The 10384-nt window shown below is 57.1% G+C and carries 10 protein-coding genes and 1 pseudogene; 2 read left to right on the top strand and 9 right to left on the bottom strand.

Annotated features, from left to right (window positions below; all coding sequences use genetic code 11):
* The 9 genes from tnpB to istA form a co-directional block, all read right to left on the bottom strand.
* On the bottom strand, positions 1-273 hold a 273-nt coding region (gene tnpB / locus ACT3RT_RS22740; protein WP_496203770.1), incomplete at its 3' end, for an IS66 family insertion sequence element accessory protein TnpB.
* Positions 274-326: 53 nt separating this feature from the next.
* Entirely contained in the window at positions 327-1094 is a 768-nt protein-coding gene (gene fecE, locus ACT3RT_RS22735) for a Fe(3+) dicitrate ABC transporter ATP-binding protein FecE (RefSeq protein ID WP_496203769.1), read from the bottom strand.
* Entirely contained in the window at positions 1095-2051 is a 957-nt protein-coding gene (gene fecD / locus ACT3RT_RS22730) for a Fe(3+) dicitrate ABC transporter permease subunit FecD (protein WP_099065436.1), read from the bottom strand. It lies immediately after the preceding gene.
* A complete protein-coding gene (gene fecC, locus ACT3RT_RS22725; RefSeq protein ID WP_046360979.1) occupies positions 2048-3046 on the bottom strand; it encodes an iron-dicitrate ABC transporter permease FecC in 999 nt (332 codons plus the stop codon). Before fecC ends, fecD begins: the two co-directional genes overlap by 4 nt.
* Positions 3043-3945: a Fe(3+) dicitrate ABC transporter substrate-binding protein FecB gene (gene fecB / locus ACT3RT_RS22720; protein WP_046360980.1), complete on the bottom strand. Its 903-nt coding sequence runs from the start codon at positions 3943-3945 to the stop codon at positions 3043-3045. The genes fecC and fecB overlap by 4 nt, the downstream gene beginning before the upstream one ends.
* A gap of 44 nt (positions 3946-3989) precedes the next feature.
* A complete protein-coding gene (fecA, locus tag ACT3RT_RS22715) occupies positions 3990-6314 on the bottom strand; it encodes a TonB-dependent Fe(3+) dicitrate receptor FecA (RefSeq protein WP_020325014.1) in 2325 nt (774 codons plus the stop codon).
* An 86-nt stretch (positions 6315-6400) separates the two neighbouring features.
* On the bottom strand, positions 6401-7354 hold the full coding sequence (gene fecR, locus ACT3RT_RS22710) for a ferric citrate uptake sigma factor regulator FecR (RefSeq protein ID WP_017146590.1): 954 nt from the start codon (positions 7352-7354) through the stop codon (positions 6401-6403).
* Positions 7351-7872 (bottom strand): RNA polymerase sigma factor FecI, encoded by a 522-nt coding sequence (gene fecI, locus ACT3RT_RS22705; protein WP_001572456.1) that lies wholly within the window; start codon positions 7870-7872, stop codon positions 7351-7353. Before fecI ends, fecR begins: the two co-directional genes overlap by 4 nt.
* A 475-nt stretch (positions 7873-8347) precedes the next feature.
* Complete coding sequence (gene istA, locus ACT3RT_RS22700) at positions 8348-9472, bottom strand: IS21 family transposase (RefSeq protein WP_032237994.1); 1125 nt, start codon at positions 9470-9472, stop codon at positions 8348-8350.
* A gap of 12 nt (positions 9473-9484) precedes the next feature.
* Here istA and ACT3RT_RS22695 point away from each other — a divergent pair, with 12 nt between their 5' ends.
* A complete protein-coding gene (locus ACT3RT_RS22695; protein ID WP_024193449.1) occupies positions 9485-9715 on the top strand; it encodes an amidase family protein in 231 nt (76 codons plus the stop codon).
* Positions 9716-9820: 105 nt separating this feature from the next.
* Positions 9821-10380: pseudogene (gene nthA / locus ACT3RT_RS22690) on the top strand (nitrile hydratase subunit alpha).
* Positions 10381-10384 lie beyond the last annotated feature (4 nt).

The following is a 10384-nucleotide window of genomic DNA, read 5'->3' as shown; positions in this document are numbered from 1 at the left end:
ATGGCGGAAAATCGTGTTGAGGCCAACGCCCATAATGCGGGCAGAGGGCCAGGCGAAGCGGCCGCGTTCCAGCCGTTTGGTCAGCAGGCACAGCCCGTCGCCGGTGGACCACAGCAGTTTGACCTTACTGCCGCTGCGGCCCCGGAAGATGAAGACATGGCCGGACATCGGGTCATCTTTCAGCATCGTCTGCACCTTTGCGGCGAGACCATTGAAGCCGTTGCGCATGTCGGTGATACCGGCAACCAGCCAGATTTTGGTGCCTGTTGGCAGGTGGTTATCACTTCCTTTATCTGTCCTGTGATGATCCTTATGACTTCGCCAGACTACTTCACCACACACATGGGTCTGCCAGATACCGGTTCGGGATGGATTTCCGCTTCTACGCTGAACACCGTCTTTAGAAGCTCTGGTTTCATCACTGCTTCCGGAGCACCTTGCGCCATCACGCGACCGCTTGCCAGTACCACCAGATGATCGCAATAGCGGCTGGCCTGATTCAGATCGTGGAGTACCGTCACTACGGTTTTCCCCTGCCTTTTGAGTTCAACCATCAGGCGCATCAGTTCAACCTGATGATTGATATCGAGGTAGGTCGTAGGCTCATCAAGAAGAATGAGTGGGGTATCCTGTGCCAGCACCATCGCCAGAAACGCACGCTGGCGCTGGCCGCCGGAAAGCTGGGTTAACCTGCGGTCAGCCAGATTGCGCGTCCGGGTCTGACTCATTGCCACGTTGACCCGCTCGTTGTCTTCCGCGGAGAGTTGCCCCCACAACGACAGCCACGGGCTGCGGCCGTAGGAAACCAGCTCCCGTACAGTGATCCCCTCGGGGGATAAATGGTGTTGCGGCAGTAAAGCCAGGCGGCGAGCCAGCTGGCGGGCGGAAAAACCGGCTATGGGTTTTTCATCAAGCAATATCTCGCCAGAGTCTGGTGTTAACAGGCGAGAAAAACAGTTCAACAGCGTCGATTTCCCGCAACCGTTAGGGCCGAGCAGGGCCGTGATTTTTCCGGCAGGCAGGGCGAGAGAAAGTCCATCCAGCACGGTTTGTGCGCCATAGCTGGCGGTCAGATTTTCAGTACGTAATCTCATTTATCGCATTCTCACAAGCAGCCAGACAAACCACGGTGCGCCGATAATGGCGGTCAGCACGCCTGCCGGAAGCTCCATCGGCGGATGAATGATTCGTGCCAGCAGATCGGCAATGACCAGCAACAACGCGCCCGTCAGGGCCGAAACGGGCATCAGCCAGCGGTGACGCCCGCCGGCGATCCTGCGCACCATGTGCGGCACGACGAGACCAATAAAACTTATCGGGCCACAGACGGCCACGCCGGTTGCTGTCATCGCGACAGCCAGCATCAGCCCCTGGAACCGGGTGCGCTGAACCGACACGCCGAGCGTGGCTGCTCGTGCATCGCCCAGCGCCAGCAGGTCGAGATCGCGACAAAAGCGCAGGCTCAGCGGCAAAAACAGAATGAGCAACGGCACGGCAATCTTCACAAAGTGCCAGTCGCGCCCCCATAAGCTACCCGTCAGCCACAGCAGGGCACTGTTTACATCCTGCGGGTGCAGGAGCATCAGGTAATCCGTCAGGCTCGCCCAGCAGGCGGAAAGCGCCACGCCGGTGAGCGCCAGCTTCATCGGCTGGTGGGTCTTTGCCAGCATCTTCAGCAAGATCAACCCCGCCATACCGCCCGCAAAGGCCAGCAGCGGCAGCACCATCACGGATAGTGATGGCATAAGAAGCAGTGCTCCCACAGAGGCAAGGCTGGCGGCATGGTTAATGCCGAGAATATCCGGTGATGCTAGCGGGTTACGCACAATCCCCTGTACCAGCACGCCCGCCACGGCGAGGGCTGCACCGACAAACAGTGCCAGCAGCAAGCGCGGCAGTCGGTACTCCATCAATACATAATAATGCTCGCGTCCGTCCTGCCAGTCGGTCAGCAGCGCGCGCCACGGCACGGGGATCACCCCCATATGGAGTGATAACAGCGCACAGCCTGCCAGGGCAAGGGTGATGAAAATGACCAGCGCAATTTTCATCCTCGCCTCCTCACCAGCCAGACAAAGCAAGGACTGCCAATCAGCGCCAGCACTGCGCCTGCGGGCAGATCGCCGGGGAAGGCCAGCGCGCGTGCGAGTACATCTGCCATCAGCATCAGCGTGGCCCCCAGCAGCATGCTCACCGGCAGTACGTTGCGCTGATCGAAGCCTGCCCAGAAGCGCGCCAGATGTGGCACCAGCAGGCCGATAAACGCCACCGGACCTGCCACACTGACGCACGCGCCAACCAGAAGCAGCACTAACATATTGATGATCAAACGTAGTCTCGGCAGGTTCACTCCCAGCGTATGGGCGGTACTGTCGCTGACGTTGAGCAGGTTCAGTTGATTCGCCAGCAGCAACACGACAGGGACTGCAGTGACCACCACCGGCAAGAGCTGCCAGACATCCTGCCAGTGGGCGTGGGACACTCCGCCTGCCAGCCAGTAAAAGATGCCGTAAGCATGATCTTCGGCCAGCAGCAGGGTGATGCGGGTCAGGGCCATACAAAAGGCCGACAGCGCGATACCCGCGAGGATCAGTTTGTTTCTGTCCTGGGTATGACGAAACCCGCCTCCTGCGGTCATGACCAGCAGCCAGCTCACGCCGCCCCCGCATGCCGCGATGAACGACAGGGAATAGCCTGCAACCGGCGTCGGACTCAGCGCGCTGGTAAGCGCCATAGCCAGCGCCGCGCCGCTGTTAATGCTGAGCAGTGAAGGAGAGGCCATTGGGTTGTGGGTCAGGGTTTGCAGCAGCGTGCCCGCGAGCGCCAGGCTTGCGCCGATCAGAACGGCGACCAGGCTTCGCGGCAAACGAAGGTTTTGCACCAGCGCTTCTGGTAGCGTTGGCGTGTGTCCAGGCAGCAGGGCGCGGATTGCGTCTGCTCCGGAAACAGGAATGGCCGAGTAGCAAAACAGACTCAGCCAGAAAATAATAATAAGTACTGCAACGGGAAGCCCCCACAGCAGCACCGGGTGTTTTAGCGCGGTCATTTCACATCGGTAAGCGGCTGATGGTGGAAGATTTTTACCGTGTCAGCGGCAATACGCTCTGCGGCAAAAATACCGCGCATCCGCGCCCAGGCGTTACTGTCGACTGAAGCAACCTGCTGCTTCTGCGCGGCGGTTAATATCTGCCAGAGCGGATCTTGTTGCCAGCGTTTAACAATGCTCTCTTCGCGATAGTGGGCAACCAGCAGCCAGGCAGGATTGACCGCCAGCAGTTGCTCCAGGCCGATGGACGGCATGGACGCGCCCGCCATCGTAGCGGGAACGTTCAGCCCCAGAGAAGCCAGCACGCTGCCGGTCCAGGTCTCCTGGGTATGCAGGTTGAATAGCTGTTCGCGTGATGTGCCAAAGGCCACGCGTGTCCCTGTGGGAAGCTGGCTGGCCCACTGCGCCATCTTCTCTTTATGTTGTTCCAGACGCGCCTGCATCTCTCGTTTTTTACCTACCACTTCGCCGATGATAGCCGCTGAGTGCAAATTTTCAGCGTAGGTTTCGTTGCGGGACTTAAGCAGCAGTACCGGCGCGATTTGCTGCAAGGCGGTGTAAATCCCCGCATGGCGACTGCTGTCGGCAATGATCAGGTCTGGTTTCAGGGCAGCAATGGCTTCCAGGCTCGGCTGCGCGCGCGTTCCGACGGACTGCCACGGTTTCAGGTGCGCACGCACTTTGGGCAGGATGCGTTTTGCATCGTTATCGTCGGCAATACCGATCGGGCTGACGTCCACGGCGGCCAGCGCATCGGCGAACGAGAGTTCCAGCACCACAATCCGTTGTGGCGTTTTATCGAGTGTAAACGTGCCGTGTTCGTCCTGAACCGTGGCGGCAAAGGCGTGGCCGATCACCAGCAGCAGGCCTGCAAAAAGAAAACGGATAAATGCCAACATAGTCACATTCCAGCTAAAAGCCCGGCAAGCCGGGCGTTAACACATCAGAACTTCAACGACCCCTGCATATACAGCGTGCGCGGCTGGCCTGCGTAGATGCCTTTGTTGTTGTCGTCATAAGAGCGGATGAAGTAGTCCTGGTCGAAGATGTTTTTCACACCGAACGCCAGGTTCAGATCTGCCATCTGCGGGCCAAAGTCATACGCCACGCGTGCGCCCCAGAGCATGAAGCCGGGAATACGGCCGGTACTGCCGTCGGCGCTCTCTTTCACTGTATTGGCGTTATCCGCAAACTGGCTGGACTGGAAATCGCTGTTCAGATTGAACGTCCAGTTGCCCGGCTTGTAGTCCACGCCCAGCGTGCCTTTATGTTTCGGGGAGAATGGCACCTGATTGCCATAGGTGTCGCCTTTCTCGCGGATTTCCGCGTTCACATACGCATAGCTGGCGTAGACGGAAACGTTATCAAGCGTTGGCGTTAGCGTACCCAGGTCGTAACGTGCCTGCGTTTCCAGCCCGGTATGGCGCGTTTTGCCACGTGCAGTGACGGTGTCGTTGGTCTGGTTGGAGTCGTACTGATTGTTAAAGTTAATCAGGAACAGCCCCATTTCCGCCGTCAGCGCGCCGTCGTCGTAGCGGGTACCGAGTTCCCAGGTTCGCGCTTTTTCCGGTTCCACATTGCCGCTTTGCACAGCCTTGCCAATCTGGCTGTACTGTACGGTGCCGAACGAGCCTTCAGTGTTTGCATAAAGATTCCAGCTATCAGTCAGGTGATAGAGCACGTTCAACGCCGGAAGCGGTGCGTTATAGCTCACCTCTTCGTGCGTGCCTTTGATGGCGTTGTTCTGGTATGACTCGATATGTTCGAAACGCATACCCGGCGTGATGGTCCAGTTGCCGATGTCGATTTTGTCATCCAGATACCAGGCGTGCGCCTCGGTGCCGGAACGCGTGTCGCGGTCGTAAGGGCTTGAGCCAGACGGCAACTGCCCGCTGCTGGTGGCGGTGTAGTAACGCATTTCATGCGTTGATTCATTCACATAGCGATAGCCCACGCCCACTTCGTGCGCGGAAGGGCCGATCATAAAGCTCTGGCTGTAGCGTGGCTCAATACCGCGCACCCAGTAGTTACGCGGCGAGAGGGTGATGCGTTTGCCTTGCTCCAGGTAGCCGCTGCGCAGGGTTTGGGTGTAGAACCCCTGAATGTTGAATTTATGCTGGCTGTCCGGCTGGAACTGGTAGCCCAGGCTCGCCAGCTTGCGACGGCCCCAGAAGCGGTCATACGGGCGGGTGGATTGCCAGCGATCGGCGTCGTAATCCGCGCGGGACAGGCCGCCGGGCATATCGGCTTCACCATCGTAATATTGCAGCAGGCTGTTGAAGGTGTGCACCTCATTCGGCGCATATTTGCTTTTCAGCATCAGGTCGTCGATGCGGGTGGCGCTGTGCTCGCGCCAGTCACTGCCGCGCGTGCCGGAGTAGAGCAGCGCGGTGCCAAAACCGTTGTCCGCTGTGCCGCCCACCATCAGGTTGTGCGTCTCTTTCGGGTTGTTTTGTGAAGAGGTTGGGCTGAGCTGACCTTCCACCCCCGCCTCGATACCAAAGTCCTGCGGAATGGCGCGGGTAACAAAGTTCACCACGCCGCCCACGCTCTGCGGTCCGTAACGCACCGCACCACCACCGCGCACCACGTCAATGGCATCCATGTTGCCGAGCGAAACGGGAGCCAGTGAAAGCTGCGGCTGACCGTAAGGGGCAAAGGGGACGGGGATGCCGTCCATCAGGACGGTCGAGCGGCTGGCGAGGCGTGGGTTCAGGCCCCGGATGCCAAAGTTCATCGCCAGGTCGTGGCTGCCGGTGCCGTTGTTTTCCGGCGCGCTGACGCCAGGGATGCGGTTAAGCACCTCACGCATGGTGGTTGCGCCGGTTTTGGCGAAATCCTCACGGCGGATCACGTCACGCGCGCCAGCATGTTCAAATACGTCGTTTTCACGCGCATCGCCCAGCCAGTCGCCGACCACGGTCAGGGCATCTTCTTTTGGCGCGGGCGCGGGCTCCAGCGTCCAGCTGTTATTTCCCAGCGGTTTTACCTGCAGTCCGCTGCCGTCCAGCAGCTGTTGCAGGCCGCTCTCGACGTCGTAATCTCCGTGCAGGCCGTTGCTCTGCTTGCCGCGCGTCAGGCTGGCGTCAACCGAGAGGGTAATTCCGCTGTGTGCGGCATACTGATTGAGCGCTTTGTCGAGCGATCCCGGTGCGATATCAACCTGTGCAGCAAAAGCGGAAAACGAGAGACCGGCCAGCGGCAGCAGGCTCAGGCGAATGGCGTTAACCAAAGGTGTTGTTTTACGAAAAACGCGTAACGGCGTCATACCTTCTCCATCATCATTTTTGTTGTGTTCAGCTATGAGTCGAACGAGAAGGGTAAAAAGGACAATCGAAATGAGAATTATTTTTCTTACAGCGGTGAAATGTTTATCCAGTACCGCGTAATAGACTGAATTTTAACGGGAAGCGTTTGAGCGATAACGTTCAGGATCGCATCGGTATTTTTCAGCGGGAACGTCCCGCTCAGGCGCAGCCCGGCAACGGCGGGATCGCAGCGCAGCACGCCGTTGCGGTAACGGCTTAGCGTGGCTATCACCTCACCCAGCGGTTTATCGCTGAAGCTCAGGATGCCCTTCGTCCAGCTTGTACTCTCGTCATCCAGCGGTTTCACTGCGCCAAACTCAGAGGCGCTGAACTGCAGGCTTTCACCAGCGTTCACGATGCGTTTTTGCGCGGGGGCACTGGCGAGAAGCACTTCCACGGCGTGCTGCTGCACGTCAAGCTGCGTGAAATTATCCTGCTGGCGGACGGTAAATTCTGTCCCTAAAGCGGTGAGTTGGCCCTGACGGGTCAGGACGCGGAAGGGGCGTTGCTGCGCATCTTTCGCGGTAGTAATGGCGATTTCACCGTACCAGAGCCGGACGGTGCGCTGATGCGCATCATAACGCACATCCGCCGCGCTTTGGGTATTCAGCGTGAGCAGGGAGCCATCTTCCAGTTGCTGACGGCTGACTGCGCCTTTGGCGGTGCGGTAATCTGCCCGCAGACCTTCGCCGGTTTCCGACTGCCAGAGTTGCCAGCCTCCGCCAGCGCCGAGCAACAGCAGTAATCCTTTCATCACGTGACGGCGGGTGAGGCGGGTATCGTGCAGCGCCCGGCTGGCAACGTCGCCAGGCACACCGCCAAGCTGGTTGCGCAGGTTTTCAACCTGCTGCCAGGCCCACTGGTTATCCTGATCCTGTTCATACCACTGTTGCCAGCGCGCTTCCTGTTGTGGGCTGACGCGCTCGCCGCTTAGCACGGCATACCAGTGGGAAGCTGAACGCAGCGCCTGACGGCGGGAATCGGTTAACGAAGGATTCATAACCCATGCTCCAGACGAAACAGCAGGCAGTGCTCGACGGCTTTCGCCACGTATTTTTTCACGGAGCTGACGGAAACACCGAGTTTGTGCGCAATCTCGCTGTATGTCAGGCCATCCAGTTGCGAAAGCAGAAACGCTTCACGTGTTTTTCCGTTTAGCCCGTCCAGCATGCTGTCGACGAGTTGTAGGGTCTCGAGCTGGCTTTCGCGTTCCTCAGGTGAAGGCGCTACCCCCTCCGGCATAAGCGCCAGCATCTCCAGATACGCTTTTTCCAGCGCGTTTCGGCGAAACAGGTCCACCATCACGCGTTTGGCGATAGTGCACAGGAAAGAGCGAGGATCGCGGATCGTCGAGAGCGTTTCGCTGCTCATTACCCGCAAAAAAGTGTCCTGGGCAATGTCATCTGCATCAAAAGCAGACTGGAGTTTGCGCGTCAGCCAACTTTTCAACCAGCCGTTATGGGTGCCATAAAGCGACTCGAACGTTAAGGAAGCTGTGGTAGTGGCACGGTCAGACATGCGGAGTGCATCAAAAGTTAATTATCACGTAGCCATATTAATATGAGAATGGTTATCATTACAATTGGAAATAAAATTGTTTCCAATAAACATTTTTAACATGTTGTTTTTCTAAGTGTTATAAGGTAGGTATAAAATGGGATGGATCCTCTGCTTCTGGCATCTGTCGGTCAGAATGACATCATGATGTGGTCTGCTATTATTGACATCCTCCCCGCCCTTTAGGGCGGGGAGGATGTCAACTATGAGTGTTGCCTGAAATGTCGCCAGCCCCCGGTACAGCAGAAGTATCTCGGGCTTTCTGCGTTTGCTCCTGGTGGGTATGGCCCCCGCAAGCGGGGGTTATTGCTAACTGTCGTTTCAACAAAAAGTAACTTTTTTCACTTTGCCCCTCAGTACAAATTAGGGGCTTGCCGCGGATGTACCATGCCTGAATATCTTCGAGTGATGATTTGGTGCGGCTTTGTTGAATAAATCAGATTTCGGGTTCCACCTGACTGACCTGCTGCCAGAGCGGGGCGTGATGCTCCGGCACGGTCTGCCAGCCGGATGCAGCCGAACAGAGACGGTGCGATGCCATCTGCTGCTCATTACTGTAGATCCGCAGTTCATCATCCAGCGAGATCCGTATTGATACCGGCTGGCCACACAGGCTTTCCGGCACGCTGTAACGGTTTCCGCCAACCTCGATATAGCCATCCCAGGAGACATGACGGATATCGAAGTAGCTGGTATCGAAGTCCGTATCCGGCAACGGCTGCAGATGCTCCTGTTCCTGCGTGAAGCGCTGTTCCGGTGTCTGCCTGAACTGGCGAAGTTCTCGCCTGTCGGCATCGTCAGCCATCCACTGCTCCAGTAGCTGATTAACCTGGGCGAAGCTGTCGAACCGGCGGTACCGGACGAAGAAGTTCTCCTTGAGGTATTTCACCATCCGCTCCACCTTACCTTTGGTTCTGGCCCTTCGTGGACGGCATGCCCGTGGCAGGAAGCCATAGTGATCGGCCAGCAGCAGGAACCCGGAGTTGAACACCATCTTCCCGTTGTTATTTTTCAGCACTGCGGCTTTCTGATTATCGACCAGCACGGTTTTCACGCTGCCGCCGAAGTAGCGGAAGGCGCGGACCAGTGACTCATAGGTATGTTCAGCATCCTGCTTTGGTGCCGCGAAGACATGGAAGCGACGTGAGAACCCCAGCGTGTTAACCGCGAAGTTAACCCTGCATCGTTGCCCGGCAACCTCAGCCTCAACTTCTCCCCAGTCATGCTGGAGCTGGTAACCGGGCTGAGTTTCGAAGCGAACCGTTTTCTTCGATGGCCTCATCTTACGTTTTGGCTGGATGTAGTAACGCAACATGGAGCGTCCGCCGGTATAACCCATCGCTTTGATTTCCGCGAGGATGACCTCGCCGTTCCAGACATTCTCAGCCAGACGCATGTCGATATAGTCCATGAACGGCCTGAGTTTGGCCATTTTGTGGCGTGTTTTTCTGGCCGGAGGTTCCGGGTATTTCAGGTACCGTCTGACAGTCCGCTCAGAGCAACCAACCTGAGTGGCAATATCAACAATATACGCACCCTGCTGGCGCATTTGCTTTATCATGTAAAAGTCCTCATGAGCATGTTTGGTCAGGACGAAACACTGTTCAGTGGTGTGCTGCGTTACACCAGCGTTTTTGATTTGACCTGCCACCCAACTCTGACATTGCCCTGCGGGCGTACTGCTGCAGGCGCACCAATCGCCTTCCAGCTTGTTGCACCACATTTTGGCGAAACCGCATTGATACAGTCTGGCTGGGCGTGGCAGCAGGTTACTGACTGGCATCGCACTCATCCCGCCCTTTAATTTTCTTTGCTCCAGCCAACAGGCTGGAGCAATCAGTTATGAATCACTTACAGTGGAGTCAGCATATCAAATCATGATGTCTTACCTTCCGAAAATGCCATCAAAGTGCGGGCGATTCAGTCATTCCTGACGGAGAAAGGTCAGCTCGATCCAGAAACTTCAGACGCCATCGTGGACTATTTTGAAAACAAGATCGGTCCCCGTAACGGTGCCAGTGTCGTGGCGCGCGCCTGGCTTGATGCCGAATTTAAAAAAAGCTGCTTGAAGATGGCACGGCTGCCATCAGCGAGATGGTTTTTTCAGGTGCCGAAGGCGCAGTCATTCACGTCCTCGAAAACAGTGATGCGGTACATAACATCGTTGTTTGTACGCTGTGCTCCTGCTATCCGTGGCCGGTTCTGGGATTGCCGCCAATCTGGTTTAAATCTGCACAGTACCGCTCCCGTGTGGTGATTGATCCAAGAGGCGTGCTGAAGAAGTTCGGTACTGAGCTTCCACCGGAGAAAGAAATTCGCGTTTGGGACAGTAATGCCGAAATTTGCTATTTCGTACTGCCGCAACGCCCGGCTGGTACGGAGAACCTGAACGAAGAACAACTGGCCGCGAGAGTAAGGCGTGATTCAATGATTGGTACGGGCCTCCTCTACCGGCGTAGGCTTCAATAAAGCC

The sequence above is a fragment of the Ewingella sp. AOP9-I1-14 genome (assembly GCF_052375995.1).
Lineage (GTDB): Bacteria > Pseudomonadota > Gammaproteobacteria > Enterobacterales > Enterobacteriaceae > Ewingella > Ewingella allii.
Note: the sequence above shows the minus strand (reverse complement) of the source record. Positions and strands in the feature narration are given on the sequence as shown.